Here is a 22,651-nt window from a genome sequence, read left to right as displayed (position 1 = left end):
CAGCACCGCAAACTGGCCGACCACCAGCGCCTGGCGGATCGCCCCGCCGCCGGCGCCCTGCACCGGCCCGCCCTTGAGCACCGCGGAGGGCTTGAAGCTCGAGAGCACGAAAGCCGGATAGGCGCCGGCCAAGACGGCCGTGACGAGCATGGTGACGAGAACCGTCAGCACCAGGCCGGGATCGTGCAGGTAGTCGAGAGTGAGCTTTCGCTTCAGCAGCATGCCGACCGCCGGCAGCAGCAGTTCGGCGAGCGAAAGCGCGATCACGCCGGCGGTGAGGACATAGAGGAAGGCCTCGCCCATGAACTGGAGGACCAGGTCGCGCCGGCTGGCGCCGGAGGCTTTGCGCACGCCCACCTCCACGGCGCGGCGCGCGGCGCGGGCGGTCATCAGGGTCACGAAGTTGATCGCCGCCACCGAAACGATCAGCACGGCCACCAGGCCGATGGCGCCGAGTACGGCGGGATCGGCCGAAGGCTTGCCCGAGCCCTGGGTCGAGGGCGTCAGGTGGATCTTGGTGAGCGGCACGAAGTGCATCGCGCGCTTGACCGCGTGCAGGTCGGCGAGGTTCGGGATCGGCATCTGTTGTTCGAGGAAGGCCGCCGTCCGCGGCAGCATGGCGTCGATCTTCGCGCCCGGCCTCAGCCGGATGTAGGTGCCGAGCGTGTTCTCCAGCGGTCCGTCGACCGCTTCGTACTTGAGGATCTGGCCGGAGGGCGCGCGCGCGGAGGCAAAAATCTCGGCTGTGAGGTGGGTGTTGGACGGCAAATCCTCCACCACGGCGGTGACGCGGAACGGCTGGCCGTTGATCTGGATCACCTCGCCGAGCGGCGCGTCGCGGCCGAAATACTTGTGCGCGATGGCGCGCGTCAGCACCACACTGTCCGAGCCATCCAGGGCATGGGTCAGATCGCCGGCCACCGCTAGCAGGGGGAGGACCTTGAAGAAGTCAGGGTCGGCCCAGAAGAAGTTCTGCTCGCTGCTGGTGAAATCGCCGCGGCGCAGGTTCGCCGGGAACCCCGGCGGCGAAAGCCGCGCCACGTACTGGATCTCGGGGAAGGCCAGTGGCAGCCGCTTGGCCAGCATCGGCGGCGTGCTCTGGGTCTCGATGGGTTTTGAGGCGTTCAGCGAGATGGTTTCGCTGACCAGGAACACCCGGTCGCGCCCCGGGATGAACCGGTCGTAGGAGAACTCGTCGCGCACATAGAGGCCGATCAGCAACGCCGCGGCGAAGCCCACGGCGAGGCCCGCGATGGTGATCCCCGCATAGAGCCCGTTGCGAGACAGGTTGCGCAGCGCCGCGGCAAGATAGTTGCTGAGCATGGACCGATCCTCTCACTCGTAGCGCAGCGCGCTGACCGGCCGCTCAGGCCGCCAGCAGGGTTTCGGAAACCACCCGGCCGTCGAGCAGCTTGATGGTGCGCTGGGCCACGGCGGCGTGGGCCAGGGAGTGGGTGACCATGATCACCGTCACCCCAGCCGCGGCGGCCTCGGTCAGCAGCTGCATCACCGCCTCGCCGTTCACGGTGTCGAGGTTGCCGGTGGGTTCGTCGGCGAGGATCAGGCTGGGGTTGGAGACCAGGGCGCGGGCCACGGCGACGCGCTGCTGCTGGCCGCCGGAGAGCTGTTGCGGGCGGTGGCGCGCGCGGTGGCCCATGCCGACCCGCTCCAGCGCCTCGGCCACGCGGCGCTTGCGCTCCGCGCCCGGGACCTTGCGGTAGAGCAGCGCCACCTCGACGTTCTCGGCCACCGACAGGTCGTCGATCAGGTTGAAGCTCTGGAAGACGAAGCCGATCCGGTCGCGGCGCAGGGCGGTGAGCTCGCGCTCCGACTTCTTCGAGACCTCCTGGCCGAAGAAGTCGAAAGACCCGCCGCTGGGACTGTCGAGCAGGCCCAGCACGTTCAGCAGGGTGGACTTGCCGCAGCCCGAGGGGCCCATGACCGCCACGAACTCGCCGTCGGCGACCTCCAGCGAAATGTCGTTGAGCGCAAGCGTCTCCACCTCGGCGGTGCGATAGACCTTGCTGACGTTGGTAAGCCTGAGCATTCCTGCCCTCCCGTTGAAGTCGCGCGCTACCTGGTCAGCACCACGCGATCGACCTTCTCGAAACCGCTGTAGTCCGAAGTGATCACCCGCTCGCCGGGGCGGAGCCCGCCAAGCACCTCGACCTGCTCGGCGCTGCGCCGGCCGATCCTGACGCGCCGCCGGTCGGCCTGCGTGCCCGCCGCATTGGTCACCATCACCCAGTCGCCGCCCGTCCGGTCCAGGAAGGGACCGGCGGGAAGAAGGAGGGCCGGCCGATCGCCGCCGAGCGTCAGCCGGCCCTCCAGCGCCTGGCCCGGGAGGAGGCCGTGCGGCATGGCGCCTTCGAAGGCGAAATCCACCTGGAAGGTCGCGTTCTTCACCTGCGGATCGACGCGGGTCACCCGCACCGGGACCTCGCGTCCGTCGAGCGTCACCGAGCCGGTTTCGCCCGGATGCACCCGGTCGAGGTAGTATTCGTCCACCTGCGCCTGCAGCTTGAAGCCGGTGTCGGCGACGATCTGGCCCAGCCGCTGGCCGCGGTTGCGGATCTCGCCGGGCTTGATGTCCATGTCGGTCAGCCGCCCGGCGACCGGCGCGCGCACCGTCAGGTTCTGCAGCTTGGCGCGGGTGACCTGCAGGCTCTCATGCAGGGTCGCCAGTTCGCTCTCGATCTGCGGCAGCTGGCGCTTGCGCAGCGCCTCCTGCTCGGCGTTGGTCTGGGTCTGCAGCGGCAGGATCTTGCGGTTGTGGTCCAGCTCGTCGTGGACCTGCTCGTAGAGGTCGCGACTGACGTAGCCCTGGGCCGCCAGGCCGTCGCGCCGCTGGGCGGTGCGCTGCAGGCGGGTGATGTCGTACTGGATCTGGGCCTCGGCCTTTTCGTTGGCGACCCGGGCGTCCTCGAGCTGCTTCTCGTAGGTCTGCAGCTGGGTGATCGATTCCACCAGCCGGCCCTCGCGGTCGAGCACGTCCAGTTCCAGCTCGGTGTTGCGGAAGGTGAGCAGCGGCTGGCCGGCTTTCACCATGTCGCCGGCCTGGGCCAGCACCTGCTGCACCTGGCCGCCCTCCAGGGCGTCGAGATAGATCACGTCCTTGGGCTGGGCCAGCGGGCGGATCACCACGAAGTCGTGGAAGGTCCCGGGCTGGACCGTGCCCAGGGTCACGTTGGCGGCCGGCACGCGAACCGCCGAGCGGACGCCGGACAGGGCGAACGCGCCCACCGCGCCCAGGGCGAGGACCGCGGCGGCGACGCCGGCGGCCGTCACCACGCGGCGGCGGCGCCAAAGGGGCTGTCTGATCGGCCTGTCCATCACCACGCTCATGTTTCCAGTGTCGCCCGCTGAGCGCTTCGAACGAAATGCCGCCGGATCAGAGGCTTAGCCCGGAACAGGCCCACGCCGAACGGCCAGGCTTGTCCGGAAACGGACACCAGCCACGCCCGCGCCGCGCGAACTCGCCCCTAAGGCCTTGAGCGGGCTGGCTTTGCCGTGATGCGGGTCGACCCGTAGAGTCTTCCCATGCCCGGCGCGCTGATCATCGTCGACGACGACCCCGATGTCCTGAAGGCAGCCGCCGCGGCCCTGGCGCGGACGGGCCAGCGGATCGAGACGGCGGCGGGGCCGGAGGGACTGGTCGAACGCGCGGGCGACTATGACGCCGTCCTGCTGGACATGAATTTCGCGATCGGCCAACGCGACGGCGCGGTCGGCCTTGACGCGCTGGACCGGTTGCAGGCCGCCGATCCGGCGCTGGCGGTGGTGCTGATGACCACCTTCGGCGGGGTGTCGCTGGCGGTGCAGGCGCTGAAGCGCGGCGCCGCCGACTTCGTGCTGAAGCCCTGGCGCAACGAGGCGCTGGCTGAGACCATGCGCGCGGCCATGGCGCTCACCGCCGAGCGGCGGGCGTCGGGTCGGGCGTTGAACCTGGACGAGATGGAGAAACGGGCCATCGAACGGGCGCTGAAGCTCTACGAGGGCAATGTCAGCCACGCCGCGGCGGCGCTGGGCCTGACGCGCCCGGCGCTCTATCGGCGGATGGAACGGCATGGCCTCTAAGCGCCTCGCCGGCGCCGGCGGCTTCGCCCTGAGCGCCGGGCTGCGCGCCGTGGCGATCAGCGCCCTGGCCTTCGGGGCCTTCCTGGCGCTGGAGCGCCACCTGTGGGCCACGACACTGGTCCTGCTGGGCGCGATCGTCCTGGTGGCGCTCGACCTGATGCGCAGCATCGGCGCGGCGGACCGGACGCTGGCGCAGTTCGTCGAGGGCGTCACCGCCGAGGGCTATGAGCGGCCGACCATCCCGGCCGGGTTTTCGGAGTTGGGCGCGGCGATCCGCGGCGCGCTGGACCGGCTGGCGGCGTTGCGCGCCGAGCGGCAACAGCGCGCCGACTTCCTGGAAGCCCTGGCCGACACCGTGAGCGCGGCCCTGCTGGTGCTGGACGAGGCGGGCGCGGTCACCGGCGTCAACCGCGCGGCGCGCATGGCGCTCGCGGCGAGCCCCGGCCCGCTTGCCGCGATCCCGGCGCTGGGGACGGAGACCGCGGCGCGGCTGATCGCCCTGCCGGCCGGCGCGCGCGAGATCGTCCGCCTGGCGGACCAGCGCGCCATGCTGGCCACCGTCACCGGCTTCACCGCGGCCGGCGGGGCGCGGCGGCTGATCGCCCTGCAGAGCCTGGCCGGCGACCTGGACGCGGTGGAGCTGAAGGCCTGGCAGGACCTGGTGCGGGTGCTGGCGCACGAGATGATGAACTCCCTGACGCCGATCTGCTCGCTGTCGGAAAGCATCGCCGGGCGGCTGGCCGAACCACACGGCGCGGGCACCGACGCCGAGGTGATCGAGGCCGCCCAGGTGATCGCCCGGCGCAGCGCGGGCCTGATGACCTTCGTCGAACGCTACCGCCAGCTCACCGACGGCCCGGCGGTGGTGAAGGCCCGCATCAACGGCGCCGACTTCGTCCGCCGTCTCGACCGACTGGCCGAAGCGATGATCGGCGAGGCGCGGGTCGCCTGGGCCAGCGCGGTGCAGCCGGCATGGCTCACGCTCGAGGCCGATCCGGACCTGCTGGAACAGGCGGCCATCAACCTGGTCAAAAACGCCATCGACGCCGTCCGGGACCGTCCGGACGGCCGGGTGCGGCTCAGCCTGGCGCTGGAGGAGGACCAGGTGGTGCTGAGCGTGGCCGACAACGGCCCCGGCCTGCCGAGCGGCGACCCCGAGGGCGTCTTCGTGCCCTTCTTCACCACCAAGCCCGGCGGATCGGGCATCGGGCTGTCGCTGGCCCGGCAGATCGCGCTGAGCCACGGCGGCCGCCTGGGGCACCAGGCCGCGACGCCCGGCGGCGCGGTCTTCCGCCTGAGCTTGCCGATCTGAGCCCCTCTGGCGTCAGCCCGCGATCAGGGCGGCGCGCTCGGCCTCGCCGAGCGCCCGCCACCGGCCTTCCGGCAGGTCGCCCAGCCGAAGCGGGCCGATGCGGATGCGCACCAGGTCCATGACGTGCAGACCCACCAGTTCGCACATCCGCCGGATCTGGCGGTTGCGGCCCTCCTTCAGGATGAACCGCAGCTCCTGGCCCTGGACCACGCTGACCTTGACGGGCTTGAGCTGGCGACCGTCCATGCTGAGGCCGTGGCAGAGCCTGGCGACCTTCTCCGGCGTGATCCTGCCGGTCACCGTGACCAGGTACTCTTTCTCCAGGTCGGATTCGGGGCCGATGATCGCCTTGGCCAGCACGCCGTCCTCGGAGAGCAACAGCAGGCCGCGGCTGTCCATGTCCAGGCGCCCCAGCGGGGCCAGGCGGGTGTCGCGGTCGGGGATGGAGGGGCTTTCGCCCACCAGGGCCGCGCGGGTCAGAAGGCGCACCGCCGGGACCTGGCCCTGTTCCGGCTGGGCCGAGACGATCCCCATGGGCTTGTGCAGCACCACGCTGAGCGGCGGGGCGTCGCCGTCGGCCAGCGTCAGGGTCTGGCCAGGCAGGATCTTGCGGCCGGTGTCGCGCACCACTTCGCCGTCGATGGAGACCAGGCCGCGTTCGATAAAGCCCTCGGCCTCGCGGCGCGAACAGACCCCGCTCTGGCCAAGCCATTTGTTGACCCGCTGCGGCTCGGCCTCGTCGTAGCGGCGCGTCCAGGCCATCACTCGACCTTCGGCGGGTAGGCGTGGCGACGCCCGGCGGGGTCCTCGACGGTCCCGTCAGTCAGATAGCCCGGTCCGACCGGGACCTTCCCGGCGCCGCCGGGGATATCGAGGATGTAGGTCGGCTGGCAGAGACCGCTCACCGCGCCGCGCATGGCCTTGAGGATCGCCTGGCCGTCTTCGATCGAGGTCCGCAGGTGCGCGGTGCCCGGCGCGAGGTCGGCATGGTGCAGGTAGTAGGGCTTGATCCGCGTCTCGACCATCGCCCGCATCAGGGCGGTCAGCGTCTCCGGATCGTCGTTGACGCCGCGCAGCAGCACCGTCTGGCCCAGCATCGGGATCCCGGCGTCGACGATCTTCGCGCAGGCGTCGCGAGCGGCGGGCGTCAGCTCCCGGGCGTGATTGGCGTGCAGGGCGACGTAGGTCGTCTTGCCAGGCGCCTTCAGGGCCGCGACCAACTGCTCGGTGACCATCTCCGGCGCCACGGCCGGCACGCGGGTATGGAAGCGCACGATCTTCACGTGCGGGATGGCGGCCAGCCGGTCCATGGCGTCGGCCACCCGGCGTGGCGACAGGATGAAGGGATCGCCGCCGGTGACGATCACCTCCCAGATGTCCGGCCGCGCGGCGACATAGGCCATGGCGGCGTCGAGCTGGGCGGCGTTGAGCGGCCGCAGTCCGTCCGGCCCCACCATCTCGCGGCGGAAGCAGAAGCGACAGTACACCGCGCAGGCGTGGTTCAGCTTCAGGAGGCAGCGGTCGGGATAGCGGTGGACGATGCCTTCGACCGGCGAATGGGCGAAGTCGCCGATGGGATCGCCGGACTCTTCCGGCAGGATATCCAGCTCGGCCTCGGTGGGGACGAACTGGCGCGCGATCGGGTCGGCGGGATCGACGGTGTCGATCAACTCCGCAAGGCCCGGGGTGATGGCGACGGCGTACTGCGCCGCCACCCGCTCCAGCGCCGGCAGGCGGTCGCGCGCCACCAGGCCGGCGGCGGCCAGTTCGCGGACCGTGCGAAGGGTCTTGCTGTCCATCGCGCGGGCTTATGGGCTGCGCGGCGCCTCAGGTCAAAGATGGCTTAGGGCTCGGCCACCGGCGCCCAGAGCACCTGTTCGATATGGCTGGCGCCAGTCGCCAGCATCACCAGCCGGTCGAGGCCCAGGGCCCCGCCCGACGCCTGCGGCATGTGCTCGAGCGCGGCCAGGAAGTCCTCATCGACGGGATAGCGCTCGGCATAGACCCGCGCCTTCTCCGCCATCTCGGCCTCGAAGCGGCGGCGCTGCTCGGCCGGGTCGGTGAGCTCGCCGAAGCAGTTGGCCAGCTCGACCCCACAGGCATAGAGTTCGAAACGCTCGGCCACCCGCGGGTCGGCCGCCTTGGGCCGGGCCAGGGCCGCCTCGCTCACCGGATATTCGCACAGCACGGTGGCGCGGCCGTCGCCCAGCCTAGGCTCGACCTTCTCCACCAGCACCCGGCTGAAGACGTCGGCCCAGGTGTCGTCGGCGGCGACGCGCACCCTGGTCGCCCGGGCTGCTCCGGCCAGGGCCTCGCGGTCCGTATCGCCATCGGCCGCAACCGTCGCCAGGAGGTCGATCCCGGCCCATCGCGCGAAGGCCTCGGCCAGGGTCACCCGCTCCGGCGCGGCGAAGGGGTCGACCGCCCGGCCGCGGAACCCGAACGCCTTGGCCTGCGCGGTCTCTGCCGCCAGGGCCAAGAGGGCCGCGCAGTCGGCCATCACCGCCTCGTAGGGCTCGCGGGCGCGGTACCATTCCAGCAGGGTGAACTCCGGATGGTGCAGCGGCCCGCGCTCGCGGTTGCGCCAGACCCGGGCGATCTCGAAGGTCCGCGCCTCACCGGCCGCCAAGAGCTTCTTGGCCGCGAACTCCGGCGAGGTGCGCAGGTAGAGCGGCGCCCGCTCGCCGGCGATCCCGACGGCCTCGGTGGCGAAGGCGTGCAGGTGCGCCTCGTTGCCCGGCGAGACCTGCAGGGCCGGCGTCTCGACCTCCACGAAATCCCGCGCGCCGAACCAGCCCCGCACCGCCGCCGTGATCCGGTTGCGCGCCAGCAGGAACGGCCGGCGATCGGCATGGCGATCCTTGTCCCACCAGGGCGATGCGGTCGGCTGAGACAAACTATGTCCGGGGGGCTGCGGCTACAGGGGACTGGAGATTTCAGCGCCAATCGCTATAGGGGCGCGTCGAGAAATTCATCAGCGGAATCGAGCGACGCCAGATCGCCGCCGCGCGTCATCAAGGAAGATCATCTTGAAAGTCATCGCCAGCTCGCTCCGCAAGGGCGCCGTCGTCGACCTCGAGGGCAAGCTCTACGTGGTGCTCAGCGCCGAGAACATCCACCCGGGCAAGGGCACCCCGGTGACCCAGCTCAACATGCGGCGCATCAGCGACGGGGTGAAGATCTCCGAGCGCTATCGCACCACCGAGCAGGTGGAACGCGCCATCGTCGACGACCGCAACTACACCTTCCTCTACCAGGACGGCGACGGCTTCCACTTCATGAACCCGGAAACCTACGACCAGGTCACCGCGTCCACCGACATCATCGGCGACGCCGCGCCCTACCTCACCGACGGGGTGACGGTGACGCTGTCGACGCACGAGGGCCTGCCGATCGCCATCGAACTGCCCCGCCTGGCCACCTTCGAGGTGGTCGACACCGAGCCGGCGGTGAAGAACCAGACCGCGTCGTCGTCCTACAAGCCGGCGATGCTGTCGAACGGCCTGCGCACCATGGTGCCGCCCTATATCGCCACCGGCACCCGGATCGTGATCCTGACGGAAGACGGCTCCTACCAGGAACGCGCCAAGGATTGATCGCAAAGGCCTGATATTCACCGGGCGCCGGGGGGCGCGTCGAAGGCCAACGAGCCGTTGGAGTACACCATGCGGACCACCCTCCTCGACATCCGGAAGATGAAGGCCGCCGGCCGGCGAATCCCGATGCTGACGGCCTATGACTACGCCGCCGCAAAGATCGCCGATCGGGCGGGCGTGCCGCTGCTGCTGGTGGGCGACTCGCTCGGCATGGTGATGCAGGGTCACGAGACGACCCTGCCGGTCAGCCTCGACGACATGGTCCGCCACGCCGCCGCCGTGGTGCGCGGCAGCGAAAACGCCATGGTCATCGCCGACCTGCCGTTCCTGACCTATGCCGACACCGCCTCGGCGGTCGCCGCCGCGCGGCGGCTGATGCAGGAGGCCAAGGTCCAGGCGGTGAAGCTGGAGGGCGGCCGCCACGTGGCCGACACCGTCCGCCACCTGGTGCAGCACGGGGTGCCGGTGATGGCCCACCTGGGCTTCACGCCGCAGTCGCAGCACACGCTGGGCCTGCGGGTCCAGGCCAAGGAGGCGGCCTGCGCCAAGCGGCTGATCGAGGATGCGCTGGCGCTGGAAGCCGCCGGCGCCTTCGCGCTGGTGCTGGAATTGGTGCCGGCGCAACTCGCCGCCGAGGTGACCAAGCGGCTGCGCATCGCGACCATCGGCATCGGCGCCGGCGCCGGCTGCGACGGCCAGGTGCAGGTCTGGCACGACCTCCTGGGCCTGTTCGAGACCTCGCCGCGCCACGCCAAGCGCTACGCCGAGATCGGCGCGGCCATGGAGGCGGCGATCCGCGCCTATGCGGATGACATCGGCGATGGCCTGTTCCCCACCGACGCCCAGAGCTCGCAGATGGACGCCGACGAACTGGCCAAGGCTCTGGCCTGATCTCCCCTATCAACCGGCCTGGCCGGGCTTGTCCCGGCCACCCATGGACACCGATTTCGCAGATCCATCCCCCAGACGCCGCGACCTCTCCCGGAGGGCCCGCGCGTATGGATGGCCGGGGCAAGCCCAGCCATGACGGTCAGGAATAGGGTTAGATTTTGGACTCAATCCTATGAAAATCCTCAAGACCATCTCTCAGCTTCGCATGGTGCGGGCCGGCGTCGGCGATCTCGGGCTTGTGCCGACCATGGGCTTCCTGCACGCCGGCCACCTGAGCCTCGTGGCGCGCGCCCGGGCGGAGAACCCGACGGTGGCGGCCACCATCTTCGTCAACCCGACCCAGTTCGGGCCGAACGAGGACCTGGCCCGCTACCCGCGCGACATGCCCCGCGACCTGGCGCTGCTGGAGGCGGCCGGCTGCGACCTGGTCTTCGCCCCCGAGCCGGCCGACATCTACCCGGCCGGTTTCGACACCGTGGTCGAGGTGCGCGGCGTGACCGAGGGGCTGGAGGGCGCCGTGCGGCCCGGCCACTTCGCCGGCGTCGCCACCGTGGTCGCCAAGCTGTTCAACATCGTCCAGCCGACACGGGCCTACTTCGGCCAGAAGGACGCCCAGCAGAGCGTGGTGATCAGGAAGATGGTCCGCGACCTCAACCTGCCGGTGGAGGTGGTCGTGGCGCCGACCGTGCGCGAGGTGGACGGCCTGGCGATGTCCAGCCGCAACAGCTACCTGACGCCCGAGCAACGGGCGGAGGCCCCCGCCCTGTTCCGCGCGCTTTCCGCCGCCAAGGCCGCCTACGACGCGGGCGAGCGTGACGCCGAAGCCCTGCGCGCCGCCATGCGCAGCGAACTCGACGGCTTTGCGGTGGACTACGTGAGCGTCGCCGACGCCGAGACCCTGCGCGAATTGAACCGCATCGACGGCCCGGCGCTGGCGTCCCTCGCCGCTCGCTTGGGAACGACACGGCTGATCGACAATCTGCCGCTCGACTAAGGCTGCACGATCTTCCCGCCGGTCATCGGTTTGGGCACGCCCGTGGTCTTCGGGAAGCTGATCGGCAGGCCCTGCGCCGTGCGGGCCGCCAGGTAGGCGAAGGCCTCGGCCTCGATGGAGTCGCCGCGCCAGCCGTGGTCCTCCGCGCTCTTCACCGGCATGGGCAGGCGCGACCGCAGCGCCTTCATGATCTCCGGATTGCGCCGCCCGCCGCCCGTCACGATCACCTCGGTCGGGGCCTGCCCGATCATCTCGAAGCCGGCCTTCACCGCCTCGGCCATGAAGGCCACCAGGGTGGCGGCGGCGTCCTCCAGCTCCAGCGGGTCCAGCGGCTCCAGCGAGAAGTCGTAGCGGTCCAGCGACTTGGGCGGCGGCTCACGGAAATAGGGATGGCCCAGCAGGCCGGCCAGCACGCCGTCGTCCACCCGCCCCACGCTGGCGTACTTGCCGCCGTCGTCGAAGCGGCCGGCGCCGCGCGCCTGGACCATCAGGTCGATCATCCCGTTGCCGGGGCCGGTGTCGAAGGCGGCGATATCCTCGCCGCCGCTCCAGAAGGTGACATTGGCCACCCCGCCGATGTTCAGCACCGCCAGCGGCGCCGAAAGCCCCGAGGCCCTGGCGCGGGCCAGGTGGTAGATGGGCGCCAGCGGCGCGCCCTCGCCGCCCGCCGCCACGTCGGCCGTGCGGAAGTCGTAGGCCACCGGCACGCCGGCCTTGCGGGCCAGCAGGCCGGCGTCGCCGAGCTGCACCGTGCGCCCGACCCGGCCCGCCTGTGGACGCTCATGCAGCACCGTCTGGCCGTGCATGCCGATCAGGTCGAGGTCGGCCCAGGCCAGGCCATTGGCGGCCAGGAATTCCTCCGCGGCGGCGAAGTGCTCCTCGGCCCCGGCCCGCGCCGCCTCGGCGAAGATCGCCGGCTCCGCCGCGCCGCGCGGCCAGGCCAGGGCCTCTTTGGTCGCCGCCAGCATGATGTCGCGCGTGGCGTCGGTGAGCTTTCGTTCGCCCGCCGGCCCGAAGGCGGAGATCGTCTCGCCATCGGTCTCCAGCACCGCCATGTCGACGGCGTCGAGGGAGGTCCCGGTCATGAAGCCCAGCACGCGCATGCGCCTTGACTGCCATGGGGCGCATCCCGTAGCTAGCCCGCCCATGATCGGACGCGTCGCCCTTTCCGGCCGCTATTACCGCCTGCCCCAGTAGCAGGCGACCGAACTCACGCGCCTGCCCTTCCCGGCCGGCGCACCCCGATCATCTCCACCTCACGCGCCGGCCCTTACCCTGAAGAGGAGCCTGCTATGCCGCTCGATACTTCCGATCCCGCCGTGCTAGAGCCCCGCGGATCGCTGCTTGAGAGACCCATGACCGACGTCGCCTTCAAATCCGACTTCCTGCGCGTGATGCGCGACCGGGGCTACATCCACCAGATCTCCCACCCGGAGGAGCTGGACGAGGCGGCGGGCAAGGGCGTGGTCACCGGCTACATCGGCTATGATGCGACGGCGCCTTCCCTGCACGTGGGCAACCTGATCACCATCATGATGCTGCGCAGGCTGCAGCAGACCGGGCACAAGCCGATCGTCATCGTCGGCGGCGGCACCACCAAGGTCGGCGACCCGTCCGGCAAGGACGAGACGCGCAAGCTGCTGACCCACGAGGACATCCAGGGCAACATCGCCAGCCAGAAGCAGGCCTTCGCCCGCTTCCTGAAGTTCGGAGACGGGCCCACCGACGCACTTCTGGTCGACAACGACGAGTGGCTGTCGAAGCTGGGCTACATCGATTTCCTGCGCGAGTACGGCGTTCATTTCACGATCAACCGCATGCTGGCGTTCGATTCCGTGAAGCTGCGCCTCGACCGCGAGCAGCCGCTGACCTTCATCGAATTCAACTACATGCTGATGCAGGCCACCGACTACCTGGAGCTCAGCCGCCGCTATGGCTGCGTGTTGCAGATGGGCGGCTCGGACCAGTGGGGGAACATCCTGAACGGGGTGGAGCTGATCCGCCGCGTGGACCAGAAGCCGGCGTTCGCGCTGACGACCCCACTGCTCGCCACCTCGTCCGGCGCCAAGATGGGCAAGACGGCCCAGGGCGCGGTGTGGCTGAACGCCGACCTGCTCAGCCCCTACGACTACTGGCAGTTCTGGCGGAACACCGAGGACGGTGACGTGGGCCGGTTCCTGAAGCTCTACACCGACCTGCCGCTGGGTGAGATCGCCCGGCTGGAAGCGCTGGAAGGCGCCGGCATCAACGAGGCCAAGAAGGTGCTGGCCAACGAGGCCACCACCCTGCTGCACGGCGCCGAGGAAGCCGCCAAGGCCGCCGCGGCGGCGGAGGCGGCCTTCGTGCACGGCGCGCTCAGCGACGACCTGCCGACCCATGAGATTCCGGCGGCGGAGCTCAAGGCCGGCGTCATGCTGGCGGCCCTGTTCGAGGCGGCCGGCCTAGCGGGGTCGCGAGGCGAAGCCCGGCGCCTGGCCCAGGGGGGCGGCCTGCGGGTCAACGACAAGGCCGAAGCCGACGCCAACCGCACCATCACCGAGGCCGACCTGGTCGACGGCGTCATCAAGCTGGCGGCCGGCAAGAAGAAGATCGTCCTGGTGCGGCCGGTCTAGGGAGCAGAACCGATGGCGAAAATCACCGAGGGCGCCAAGGCGCCGGCCTGGGAGATGGAGAGCGCGGGCGGTTGGGTCCGCTCGGCCGACTACGCCGGCAAGACCTATGTGCTCTACTTCTATCCGAAGGACGACACGCCGGGCTGCACCAACGAGAACAAGGACTTCACCGCCCTCGCCGGTGAATTCACCAAGGCCGGGGTGGCGCTGGTGGGCGCGTCGAAGGACAGCCTGAAGGCGCACGCCAAATTCACGGACAAGTACGGCCTGACCGTGCCGCTCGGCTCCGACCCGGAGGCCAAGACCATCGAGGCGTTCGAGAGCTGGGTGCAGAAGTCGCTCTACGGCCGCGAATACATGGGCATCGACCGCTCGACCTTCCTGATCCGCGACGGCGTGATCCGGAAGATCTGGCGCAAGGTGAAGGTCGCCGGCCACGCCCAGGCGGTGCTGGACGCGGCGAAAGCGCTCTGACCGCGCGGCTGACCGGCGCGGCCTGACGCCGCACGGCCACGCCGGTTCCGGACCCGCGCGGCGGCTCGGACCGCGCCTGTTTTGTGCGCTCGCCGAAGGGCGTCGCAAACCTTCGCTCGGCCACCGGATTCGCTGAACGACGATCCGATTCGGCGGCCGTCAAGCGATGATCGTCGCTTCGGTCGCAAACCATCTTGCACCTCGTGGAAAGTTCGTCGCATATCGCCGGATCGTGCGCGGATGGGGGACTTCGGCGAACGCATGGAACGGCTCCAACGCCTTCGCCGCTCGCTCCTGGAGCTGTTTCCCGAACGCCATCTCTACGTCCGCTCGGGCGGTGAGATGAAGGGCTACGTCCTCACCCCCAAGACCCAGATGATCGTCGCCGGCGGGATTTCGGCCGCCGCCCTGTGGATGGGCGTCTGCACCGCCGCGATGCTGGTCAACATGCTGTCGGCCTCGCCCGCCGACCGCGAGATCGCCCGCACCCAGGCCAAGTACGAACGCTGGATCGCCGACCGCCAGGCGCGGCTGAACTCCGCCGTCGCCCAGCTCGACGCCGGCGGCGCGGGCGCGACCGGCGCGGGCGTCGCCGCCGACATCGAAAAGCGCCACGCCGCGCTCGCCATGCTGCTCACCGACATGAAGGGCGCCCCCGGCGCCGCCCAGGCGCTGACGCCGGTGATCAACAAGGCCCTGGCGTCCAACGACAAGAACCCGGCCCACATCGTCGAGACCGTGCGCGTCAGCCAGGAGCAGTTGCTGGACGCCGCCGACGTCTTCGCCAAGAGCCGCGCCGACCGGCTGCGCCTGGCCTTCCGCCTGGCGGGCCTGACCCCGGCCGCCTACCTGCCGAAAGGCGGCGCGCTGGGCGGGCCGCTGATCGAGTCCAAGGACCCGCGGGCGCTCGCCGCCGTGCTCGACGTGGACGAAGGCTTCGCCGACCGCATCCAGCACGCCGCCGCCGACATGAGCGAGGCCAAGGCGCTGGAGGACGCGGCCCACGACCTGCCGTTCGGCAAGCCGACGCCGGAGGTGGATCGCTCCTCCAGCTTCGGCGTGCGCGTCGATCCCTTCACCGGCCATCCCGCGTTCCATTCGGGTCAGGACTTCTCCGGCGCGCGGATGGAGGCGGTGCACGCCACCGGCCCGGGCGTGGTCTCTTTCACGGGCGTCCGCAACGGCTATGGCAACACCGTCGAAATCGACCACGGCGGCGGGCTGAAGACCCGCTACGCCCACTTGGCGGCGATCTCGGTGGCGGTCGGCCAGCACGTCGGCGTTGGCCAGCGCCTGGGCGGCATGGGCTCGACGGGCCGCTCCACCGGCACCCACCTGCACTACGAGGTGTGGCTGAACGGCCGCGCCATGAACCCGGACCGTTTCCTCAAGGCAGGCGACTATGTTCAGCAAGCCGACGACTAAGCCCTCGTCCGCCGCGGCGCGTCCGGACGCCCTGGAGCCGCCGAAGAAGGCCATCGCCTGCTCACTGATCGCCGAGAACGTCAGGGTGGAGGGCGACCTCGCCAGCGATGGCGACGTGCAGCTCGATGGCGCCCTGCGCGGCGACCTCAAGGTCAACCACCTTTCGGTGGGCGAGACCGGCCAGGTGGAAGGCTCCATCGTCGCCGAGAGCGTCGAGATCCGCGGGCGGGTGACCGGCGCGATCAGCGCGCGCTCGGTGCGCCTGCTCGCCACCGCCAGGGTCGACGGCGACATCATCCACGACCAGCTGGCCATCGAGGCCGGCGCCCACTTCGCCGGCCGCAGCCTCAAGGGCCCGCCGGTCGCCGAACAGCTCAGCCTGCCGATCGCGGCGGAGTAGCTATTCCCGCGTCACGCCCACGCGCTGGGCCAGCGCCGCGCCCATGAAGTCGTCGAGGTCGCCGTCCAGCACGCCCTGGGTGTCGGAGGTCTCGACCTCGGTCCGCAGGTCCTTGACCATCTGGTAGGGCTGCAGGACGTAGCTGCGGATCTGGTGGCCCCAGCCGATGTCGGTCTTCTGGTCCTCCAGCGCCTGTTTCTCGGACTCGCGCTTCTGCAGCTCGGCCTCGTAGAGCCGCGCGCGCAGCATCTTCCAGGCTTCCTCGCGGTTCTGGTGCTGCGAGCGGCCGGCCTGGCAGGCGACCGCGATGCCGGTCGGGATGTGGGTCAGGCGCACGGCGCTATCGGTCTTGTTGATGTGCTGGCCGCCGGCCCCGGAGGCGCGATAGGTATCGGTGCGCACGTCGGCGGGATTGATCTCGATGACGATATTGTCGTCCACCACCGGATAGACCCAGACCGAGGCGAAGCTGGTGTGGCGCTTGGCGGCGGCGTCGAAGGGCGAGATGCGCACCAGCCGATGCACGCCGGCCTCGGTCTTCAGCCAGCCGTAGGCGTTGGCGCCCTTGATCTGCAGGGTCGCCGACTTGATGCCGGCCTGGTCGCCGCCGGTCTCTTCCAGGAAGTCGACGGCCATGCCGTGGGCGTTGGCCCAGCGGGTGTACATGCGCATCAGCATGCCGGCCCAGTCGCAGGACTCGGTGCCGCCGGCCCCGGAGTTGATCTCGATGAAGGCGTCGTTGCCGTCGGCCTCGCCGGAAAGCAGCGCCTCCAGCTCGGCGCGCGCGGCGCGCTCCTTGATGCCTTTCAGCTGGACGCGGGCTTCCTCGAGGGAGGCTTCGTCGCCCTCCTCATCGGCCAGTTCGGCGTAGCCCAGGGCGTCGGCCAGGTCGCGCTCCAGGCCCTTGACCGCGTCGACCGCGTTGGCCAGGCGCGTACGCTCGCGCATCAGCCCTTGCGCGGCCTCGGCGTTGTCCCACAGCGTCGGGTCCTCGACCCGGGCGTTCAGCTCGTCCAGCTTGCGGAGCGCAGGCTCCCAGTCAAAGACGCCTCCTGAGCAGTTCAACCGACTGCTCGATGTTGGCCTTGGCGGCCTCGACATCCAATCTCATGGAAAACTCCGAACTGCGGAGGCGGCAGATAGGCTGAAGCGGCTAATCATACAAGCCGGTGACTTCGTCCTTCTTGGCGGGCGGCTTGGGCGGTGGCGGCGCGCCGGGCTTCACAGCCGCCGCCGCGCTCGGCGCGCCGGTGACGCCGTTCTGGAAGACCTGGTCATAGGGTTGCGGGCCGATCGGAGCCTCTTCAGGGACCTTGGGTTCGGTGCCCGGCCGGAAGGCTTCGCGGATGCCGTTCACCATGGCGTAGCGGGCGCCGGGCGCCGGCTTGAACTCGTCGGGCGAGTAGTACTTGTCGGCCTCCTTCATGAAATCGATGAAGATCGGCAGGGCGGCGACCGCGCCGGTCTCGCCGTTGCCCAGGCTGCGGTTGTCGTCGAAGCCGATGTAGACCCCGGCCACCAGGTGCGGGTTGAAGCCCATGAACCAGGCCGAGCGGAAGGCGCTGGTGGTGCCCGTCTTGCCGCCGATCGGCCGGCCCAGCACCAGGGCCGCGGTGCCGGTGCCGCGCTGCACCACGCCCTGCAGCATCGAGGTGATCTGGGCCGCGGTGATCGGGTCCCAGACCTGGGCGCCGGCCGGCTGGATGCGCGGGCTCTCGTCGCCGTTGAAACCGGCGTCGCAGCGGTCGCAGTCGCGCCCGTCGGCCCGGAAGATGGTTTTGCCCTCCCGATCCTGCACCAGCTCGATCAGGTGCGGCTCGACCTTCCGCCCGCCGTTGATGAAGGCCGAATAGGCGCCGGCCATGCGGAACACCGTGGTCTCGCCGGCCCCCAGCGCCATGGCCAGCACGTTCTCCATGTGGGTCACCACACCCAGCCGGATGGCCGAGGCGCTGATCTTCGGCATGCCGACGCCCTGGGCCAGGCGCACAGTCATGGCGTTGCGCGACAGCTCCAACCCCCTGCGCAGCGGCAGCGGCCCCAGGAAATCGTGCTCGTAGTTCTCCGGCGTCCAGGCCTGGCCGTTGGCGCCGATGAGCGTGATCGGCGCGTCTTCGATGATGCTGGCCGGGGTGTAGCCGTTCTCCAGAGCCGTCGCATAGACGATCGGCTTGAACGACGAGCCCGGCTGGCGCAGCGCCTGGGTGGCGCGGTTGAAGGTGGAGAGCGAGAAGGAATAGCCGCCCACCATGGCCAGCACCCGGCCGGAGTTGGGCTCCATGGCCACCAGCGCCCCGTTCACGGCCGGGATCTGCTTCAGCAGGAAGCCCGAGCCTTTGTCGGACGGCGCCACGAACACCAGGTCGCCGGAGCCGATGCCGCGCCCGCGCCGGGCCCAGGCCACGTCCTCGGGGACCAGGGCCCCGGTCCGGCCGTCCAGGGTGCGCACATGCACTCCGCCGCCCGCGACGTCGGTGACCACGGCGGCGACCCAGTCGGGGCGCTCGGCGGGCTTCACCGCCTGCTTGGCGGCCGCCTCCCAGTTGGTGAGGGTGGTGACGTGGCCCCAGGCGCCGCGCCAGCCATGGCGGCGGTCATAGGTCTCCAGCCCCTTCATGAGCGCCGCCTTGGCCGCGGTCTGCAGCCGCGGATCGAGGGTCGTGCGCATGTAGTAGCCGCCCTCGGTCAGCCGCGGCCCCAGGGTGGCCAGCCCGCGGCGGCGGACTTCCTCGACGAAGTAGTCGGCGTCACGGTATTTGGCGCGGCTGGGTTCGGGCTGGACCACCAGATCCTCGCGCTTGGCCGCCTCGGCCTGGGCGCGGGTCGCCCAGCCGGCTTCGACCATCTGGTCCAGCACCCAGTTGCGCCGGTCCATCGCCGCCTTCTTGTGGCGGATCGGGTGATAGTTGTCTGGCCCCTTCGGCAGCGACGCGAGATAGGCGCACTCGGCCAGGTCCAGGTCGGTGATCGACTTGCCGAAATAGTTGTAGGCCGCCGCGCCCACGCCATAGGAGCGGTAGCCCAGCCAGATCTCGTTCAGATAGAGCTCGAGGATCCGCTCCTTGCTCACCGCGCCCTCGAGCTGCTGGGCGATCATCGCCTCCTTCAGCTTGCGGCCGAGGGTGGCGTCGTTGGTGAGCAGGATGTTCTTGGCGACCTGCTGGGTGATGGTCGAACCGCTCTCCAGCCGCCGGCCCTGAGCCAGGTTGACGATGTCCTTGGCGCTGGCGCGGATGATGCCGGTGTAGTCCAGGCCCGCGTGCTTGAAGAAGTTGCGGTCCTCGGCCGCCAGGAAGGCTTGGGCCAGCTGCGGCGGGATGTTGTCGTAGGGCACGAAGATCCGCCGCTCGCGGCTGAACTCGCCGATCAGGGTGCCGTCCCAGGCGTAGGCGCGCGTGGCCGTGGGTGGATGGTAGTCCGCCAGGTCCGAGGCGTCGGGCATGTCGTGGAACAGCCAGGCGGCCCAGATGGCGACCGCGAAACCGGCCACCGCAATCAGGCTCAACACCGCGACGCCGGCGAACGCGACCCATCTTTCGCGGGGAAGATCCAACGACTAACGGCCTCCAGAGGCGCCCCGCCTCTACGCTGCCGGTCTAAACGGCTTCGATTGCGGCGCCAACGGGGCGACGGGCCCCCACGCGCCGGCCTGCGTCAGCGCGCCGCGAGGCGGGTCGCTTCGGCGAAGTAGTCGTCGATGGAATCGCCCACGGCGCTCATCAGCCGTTTGCGCCGGGCGGGATCGCGCAGGAAGGCCTCGTCCTCGGGGTTGGTGACGAAGCCCATCTCCAGCAGCACGGCCGGCACGTCGGGGGCCAGCAGCACCATGAAGCCCGCGTCGCGCTGGCTGCGGCGCAGCAGGGGCGCCTTGCCGTCGATGTGGCTGACAAGGTTGTTGGCGAAGGCCGCCGAGCGGTTCTTGGTCGCCCGCTGGGTAAGGTCGAACAGGATGTCGCTGACCCCGCGGTCGCCGGTCAGGCTGGCCTTCATGAACCAGTCGTCGCGCTTCACGAACCGCGTCGCCCGGCCCGAGGCCTTGTCGGACAGCGTATAGACCGAGGCCCCGCGCACATTGGCGTCGCCGCCCGAGTCGGAGTGCAGCGAGATGAACAGGTCGGCGCCGGCGCGCTGGGCGATCCGCACCCGCTCGTCGAGGGGCACATAGGTGTCGTCCTCGCGGGTCAGCACCACGCGGTACCGGGGCGAGCGCTCCAGCCGTTCCTTCAGCGCCAGCGCCGCGGCCAGGTTGACGTCCTTTTCGAAACCTTGGGCGCCGAGCGCGCCGGGATCGTGGCCGCCGTGGCCTGGGTCGATGACGATCACCTTCTTGAATGAAATCGGCGGGGCGCTGTGGATCACCGCCGGAACGATCTGCGGCCGCAGGTTCAGCGGCGCGGCGGAGACCTTGGCGCTGGTCATCCGCACCTGTCCCGGCTGGGCGATGACATCGATCACATAGCGGTAGTGGTCGATGCCGTCGGCGGGCGGCAGCAGGAAGCGGCCCTTGATCCTGGCGTCGGGGGCGAGGTCGATCTGCAGACGCGCGCCGCCCGAGGTCTGATCCACCGCCCAGGCCTTCACCAGCCCCTGGCCGGAGCCCTGCAGGCCGCCGGCGGCGGAGACATTGGGCAGCACCACCACGGCGCGGCCGTCGCCGGCGCCGTCGGAGACCAGCTTGCCGCTGGCCGCCTGATCGAGGTCCATGACCAGCCGGGTCGCCTGGGAATCACCGCCGAGCCGGACCTTCAGCAGTCCGCCCACGGCGGCCGCGGCGTGCGAAGCCACGGCGACGGCCAGGCCCGCAGCGGCGATGGCCGCGACGGCAAAAGCCGCGCGTCCCCGGTTCCGCATCAGCAGGCCCACCCCGAGCTTCATTCGCCCCTTAACCCAACGAGGGACTTAAACCCCTCTATTCACTAGCCATATACGCCGTGAGCCGGTGGATAAATGGTTAACGGGACCTTGCCAGGTGCGACCCTTTCGGTTCGGCTTTCCTTTTCACCGCCGGTATTGCTAATGTCCGGCCGCGCGCCAAACCGGTTCCCGTGTTCTGCGGGGCGAAGGGTCGCGCGAACAAAGCCCGCGTCAGCTGACCGTTTTTCGGCGACCGACGCCCTATCCGATCCGCGCCCTTGGGCGCGCCTGGGAACACACTCGATGGGCAGCGCTGCTCACGCCACATGTCGGCTTCAAGCCCCCGGAGACGCACCCTGCGTCGCCCCGGCCGGCGCGCGCGCCCATCTCACCAACAGCAGGCTGCGCCCGGACCCGTCCGGCGCGCGCCGCGGAGATGACCTGAATGTCCAAGAACATGTTGATCGACGCCGCCCACGCCGAAGAGACGCGCGTGGTGGTGGTCGACGGATCCCGCGTTGAAGAATTCGATTTCGAAAGCTCCAACCGCAAGCAGCTCAGAGGCAATATCTATCTCGCCAAGGTGACGCGCGTTGAGCCGTCGCTGCAGGCGGCCTTCATCGAGTACGGCGGAAACCGCCACGGCTTCCTGGCCTTCAACGAAATCCACCCGGACTACTACCAGATCCCGGTCGCCGACCGCGAAGCGCTGATGCGCGAGGAGGCCGAGGAGGAAGACGAAGAGCACGAGAGCCGCGGCCGCCGGGGCCGCCGCGGCGGCAACGGCAACGGCCAGGCCGCCGAGGCCGACGCCGAGGCCGAAGAGGGCGACGAAGACGCCGACGCCGGCTCCGACGATGAAGACGACGTCATGGAGGAAGAGGTCGCCCGGCGCCGCCGGCGGCTGATGCGCAAGTACAAGATCCAGGAAGTGATCCGCCGCCGGCAGATCATGCTGGTGCAGGTCGTCAAGGAAGAGCGCGGCAACAAGGGCGCGGCGCTGACCACCTACCTCTCGCTCGCCGGCCGCTACGGCGTGCTGATGCCCAACACCGCCCGCGGCGGCGGCATCAGCCGCAAGATCGAGACCGCCACCGACCGCCGCCGCCTGAAGGGCATCGTCCAGAGCCTCGACGTGCCGCAGGGCATGGGGCTGATCGTGCGCACCGCCGGCGCCAAGCGCACCAAGGCCGAACTGAAGCGCGACTACGACTACCTGCTGCGCCTGTGGGAAAACATCCGCGAGACGACGCTGCATTCCATCGCGCCGGCGCTGATCTACGAGGAGGAGGACCTGGTCAAGCGGGCGATCCGCGACCTCTACGACAAGGACATCGACAGCGTTCAGGTCGAGGGCGAGGCCGGCTTCAAGGAAGCGCGCGACTTCATGCGCATGCTGATGCCGAGCCAGGCGAAGAAAGTGCAACTCTACACCGAGCCGACGCCGCTGTTCGTCAAGCACCGGGTCGAAGACCATCTGAGCCAGATCTATTCGCCGGTCGTGCCGCTACGCAGCGGCGGGTATCTGGTGATCAACCAGACCGAGGCCCTGGTCGCCGTCGACGTCAACTCCGGCAAGTCAACCCGCGAGCGGAACATCGAAGCCACCGCGCTGAAGACCAACATGGAGGCGGCCGAGGAAGCCGCCCGCCAACTTCGCCTGCGCGACCTCGCCGGCCTGATCGTCATCGACTTCATCGACATGGATGAGTCGAAGAACAACCGGGCGGTCGAGAAGAAGCTGAAGGACTGCCTCAAGGACGACCGCGCCCGCGTGCAGATGGGCAAGATCTCCGCCTTCGGTCTGATGGAAATCTCGCGCCAGCGTCGCCGGTCCGGCGTGCTCGAGGGCACCACCCACGTCTGCCCGCATTGCGCCGGCGTCGGCCGGGTGCGCTCGGTCGAATCCAGCGCTCTTTCCATGCTGCGCTCGGTGGAGCTGGAAGCCGGCAAGAACGGCCCCGGCGTGATCCACCTGCGCGTGCCCAGCGCCGTGGCGCTCTACATCCTCAATGA

At 69.9% G+C, this 22,651-nt stretch carries 20 protein-coding genes; 10 read left to right on the top strand and 10 right to left on the bottom strand.

Annotated features, from left to right (window positions below; translation table 11 throughout):
• The 3 genes from VGL85_RS10165 to VGL85_RS10155 all read right to left on the bottom strand — a co-directional run.
• Nucleotides 1-1,323 (bottom strand): ABC transporter permease (locus tag VGL85_RS10165; RefSeq protein ID WP_331588708.1); only part of this gene is annotated, 1,323 nt, incomplete at its 3' end.
• Between the two features lie 43 nt (nt 1,324-1,366).
• A complete protein-coding gene (locus VGL85_RS10160; protein WP_331588706.1) occupies nt 1,367-2,047 on the bottom strand; it encodes an ABC transporter ATP-binding protein in 681 nt (226 codons plus the stop codon).
• A 26-nt stretch (nt 2,048-2,073) separates the two neighbouring features.
• Nucleotides 2,074-3,333, bottom strand: coding sequence for an efflux RND transporter periplasmic adaptor subunit (locus tag VGL85_RS10155; RefSeq protein ID WP_331588704.1), 1,260 nt, complete (start codon nt 3,331-3,333; stop codon nt 2,074-2,076).
• A 207-nt stretch (nt 3,334-3,540) separates the two neighbouring features.
• Here VGL85_RS10155 and VGL85_RS10150 point away from each other — a divergent pair, with 207 nt between their 5' ends.
• The gene (locus VGL85_RS10150) at nt 3,541-4,077 is read left to right on the top strand and encodes a response regulator (protein WP_331588702.1); all 537 of its coding nucleotides are present in this window, start codon (nt 3,541-3,543) and stop codon (nt 4,075-4,077) included.
• Nucleotides 4,067-5,389: a sensor histidine kinase gene (locus VGL85_RS10145; RefSeq protein ID WP_331588700.1), complete on the top strand. Its 1,323-nt coding sequence runs from the start codon at nt 4,067-4,069 to the stop codon at nt 5,387-5,389. The genes VGL85_RS10150 and VGL85_RS10145 overlap by 11 nt, the downstream gene beginning before the upstream one ends.
• Before the next feature lie 12 nt (nt 5,390-5,401).
• Here VGL85_RS10145 and VGL85_RS10140 read toward each other — a convergent pair whose 3' ends face one another.
• From VGL85_RS10140 to epmA, 3 genes are read right to left on the bottom strand one after another with little or no spacing between them, the layout of a single operon-like run.
• Nucleotides 5,402-6,151, bottom strand: coding sequence for a pseudouridine synthase (locus tag VGL85_RS10140; RefSeq protein WP_331588698.1), 750 nt, complete (start codon nt 6,149-6,151; stop codon nt 5,402-5,404).
• Entirely contained in the window at nt 6,151-7,188 is a 1,038-nt protein-coding gene (locus tag VGL85_RS10135; RefSeq protein WP_331588696.1) for a lysine-2,3-aminomutase-like protein, read from the bottom strand. Before VGL85_RS10135 ends, VGL85_RS10140 begins: the two co-directional genes overlap by 1 nt.
• Nucleotides 7,189-7,232: 44 nt before the next feature.
• A complete protein-coding gene (epmA, locus tag VGL85_RS10130; protein ID WP_331588694.1) occupies nt 7,233-8,285 on the bottom strand; it encodes an EF-P lysine aminoacylase EpmA in 1,053 nt (350 codons plus the stop codon).
• A 133-nt stretch (nt 8,286-8,418) separates the two neighbouring features.
• Between epmA and efp the strand changes: the two genes are divergently transcribed.
• The 3 genes from efp to panC all read left to right on the top strand — a co-directional run bounded on the left by efp (nt 8,419) and on the right by panC (nt 10,870).
• Complete coding sequence (efp, locus tag VGL85_RS10125; protein ID WP_331588692.1) at nt 8,419-8,985, top strand: elongation factor P; 567 nt, start codon at nt 8,419-8,421, stop codon at nt 8,983-8,985.
• 69 nt (nt 8,986-9,054) lie between these two features.
• Nucleotides 9,055-9,876, top strand: coding sequence for a 3-methyl-2-oxobutanoate hydroxymethyltransferase (gene panB / locus VGL85_RS10120; RefSeq protein WP_331588690.1), 822 nt, complete (start codon nt 9,055-9,057; stop codon nt 9,874-9,876).
• Nucleotides 9,877-10,048: 172 nt separating this feature from the next.
• Nucleotides 10,049-10,870, top strand: coding sequence for a pantoate--beta-alanine ligase (gene panC / locus VGL85_RS10115; RefSeq protein ID WP_331588688.1), 822 nt, complete (start codon nt 10,049-10,051; stop codon nt 10,868-10,870).
• On the opposite strand, the gene VGL85_RS10110 is transcribed toward panC, so the two are convergent.
• Complete coding sequence (locus VGL85_RS10110; protein ID WP_331588686.1) at nt 10,867-11,973, bottom strand: anhydro-N-acetylmuramic acid kinase; 1,107 nt, start codon at nt 11,971-11,973, stop codon at nt 10,867-10,869. The genes panC and VGL85_RS10110 overlap by 4 nt on opposite strands.
• Nucleotides 11,974-12,162: 189 nt before the next feature.
• Here VGL85_RS10110 and tyrS point away from each other — a divergent pair, with 189 nt between their 5' ends.
• The 4 genes from tyrS (at nt 12,163) to VGL85_RS10090 (ending at nt 15,781) form a co-directional block, all read left to right on the top strand.
• The gene (gene tyrS, locus VGL85_RS10105; RefSeq protein WP_331588684.1) at nt 12,163-13,482 is read left to right on the top strand and encodes a tyrosine--tRNA ligase; all 1,320 of its coding nucleotides are present in this window, start codon (nt 12,163-12,165) and stop codon (nt 13,480-13,482) included.
• Nucleotides 13,483-13,494: 12 nt separating this feature from the next.
• Nucleotides 13,495-13,956 (top strand): peroxiredoxin, encoded by a 462-nt coding sequence (locus VGL85_RS10100; protein ID WP_331588682.1) that lies wholly within the window; start codon nt 13,495-13,497, stop codon nt 13,954-13,956.
• 261 nt (nt 13,957-14,217) lie between these two features.
• The gene (locus tag VGL85_RS10095) at nt 14,218-15,381 is read left to right on the top strand and encodes a M23 family metallopeptidase (protein ID WP_331588680.1); all 1,164 of its coding nucleotides are present in this window, start codon (nt 14,218-14,220) and stop codon (nt 15,379-15,381) included.
• Nucleotides 15,359-15,781, top strand: coding sequence for a polymer-forming cytoskeletal protein (locus VGL85_RS10090; RefSeq protein ID WP_331588678.1), 423 nt, complete (start codon nt 15,359-15,361; stop codon nt 15,779-15,781). The genes VGL85_RS10095 and VGL85_RS10090 overlap by 23 nt, the downstream gene beginning before the upstream one ends.
• On the opposite strand, the gene prfB is transcribed toward VGL85_RS10090, so the two are convergent.
• The 3 genes from prfB to VGL85_RS10075 form a co-directional block, all read right to left on the bottom strand.
• A protein-coding gene (gene prfB, locus VGL85_RS10085; protein ID WP_331588676.1) for a peptide chain release factor 2 occupies nt 15,782-16,892 on the bottom strand; the annotation gives its coding sequence in 2 pieces (ribosomal slippage) (nt 15,782-16,822 and nt 16,824-16,892; 1,110 coding nt in all). It abuts the gene before it with no gap.
• A gap of 42 nt (nt 16,893-16,934) precedes the next feature.
• Nucleotides 16,935-19,334: a penicillin-binding protein 1A gene (locus VGL85_RS10080; RefSeq protein ID WP_331588674.1), complete on the bottom strand. Its 2,400-nt coding sequence runs from the start codon at nt 19,332-19,334 to the stop codon at nt 16,935-16,937.
• A 101-nt stretch (nt 19,335-19,435) separates the two neighbouring features.
• A complete protein-coding gene (locus VGL85_RS10075) occupies nt 19,436-20,656 on the bottom strand; it encodes an N-acetylmuramoyl-L-alanine amidase (protein ID WP_331588672.1) in 1,221 nt (406 codons plus the stop codon).
• A 424-nt stretch (nt 20,657-21,080) separates the two neighbouring features.
• Between VGL85_RS10075 and VGL85_RS10070 the strand changes: the two genes are divergently transcribed.
• Nucleotides 21,081-22,651 (top strand): ribonuclease E/G (locus VGL85_RS10070; RefSeq protein ID WP_331588670.1); only part of this gene is annotated, 1,571 nt, incomplete at its 3' end.

The organism is Phenylobacterium sp. (genome assembly GCF_036501465.1).
Taxonomy (GTDB): domain Bacteria; phylum Pseudomonadota; class Alphaproteobacteria; order Caulobacterales; family Caulobacteraceae; genus Phenylobacterium.
The sequence above is the reverse complement of the archived record's forward strand: the minus strand, read 5'-3'. Positions and strand labels throughout refer to the sequence as shown.

Bases quoted from the DNA above. Each gene is read 5' to 3' on its own strand.
- VGL85_RS10090 (WP_331588678.1), top strand. From the start codon at position 15,359: ATGTTCAGCAAGCCGACGACTAAGCCCTCGTCCGCCGCGGCGCGTCCG.
- tyrS (WP_331588684.1), top strand. From the start codon at position 12,163: ATGCCGCTCGATACTTCCGATCCCGCCGTGCTAGAGCCCCGCGGATCG.
- VGL85_RS10095 (WP_331588680.1), top strand. From the start codon at position 14,218: ATGGAACGGCTCCAACGCCTTCGCCGCTCGCTCCTGGAGCTGTTTCCC.
- VGL85_RS10150 (WP_331588702.1), top strand. From the start codon at position 3,541: ATGCCCGGCGCGCTGATCATCGTCGACGACGACCCCGATGTCCTGAAG.
- VGL85_RS10110 (WP_331588686.1), bottom strand. From the start codon at position 11,973: ATGCGCGTGCTGGGCTTCATGACCGGGACCTCCCTCGACGCCGTCGAC.
- VGL85_RS10155 (WP_331588704.1), bottom strand. From the start codon at position 3,333: ATGGACAGGCCGATCAGACAGCCCCTTTGGCGCCGCCGCCGCGTGGTG.
- panC (WP_331588688.1), top strand. From the start codon at position 10,049: ATGAAAATCCTCAAGACCATCTCTCAGCTTCGCATGGTGCGGGCCGGC.
- VGL85_RS10140 (WP_331588698.1), bottom strand. From the start codon at position 6,151: ATGGCCTGGACGCGCCGCTACGACGAGGCCGAGCCGCAGCGGGTCAAC.
- VGL85_RS10135 (WP_331588696.1), bottom strand. From the start codon at position 7,188: ATGGACAGCAAGACCCTTCGCACGGTCCGCGAACTGGCCGCCGCCGGC.
- VGL85_RS10145 (WP_331588700.1), top strand. From the start codon at position 4,067: ATGGCCTCTAAGCGCCTCGCCGGCGCCGGCGGCTTCGCCCTGAGCGCC.
- VGL85_RS10160 (WP_331588706.1), bottom strand. From the start codon at position 2,047: ATGCTCAGGCTTACCAACGTCAGCAAGGTCTATCGCACCGCCGAGGTG.
- panB (WP_331588690.1), top strand. From the start codon at position 9,055: ATGCGGACCACCCTCCTCGACATCCGGAAGATGAAGGCCGCCGGCCGG.
- VGL85_RS10075 (WP_331588672.1), bottom strand. From the start codon at position 20,656: ATGAAGCTCGGGGTGGGCCTGCTGATGCGGAACCGGGGACGCGCGGCT.
- VGL85_RS10100 (WP_331588682.1), top strand. From the start codon at position 13,495: ATGGCGAAAATCACCGAGGGCGCCAAGGCGCCGGCCTGGGAGATGGAG.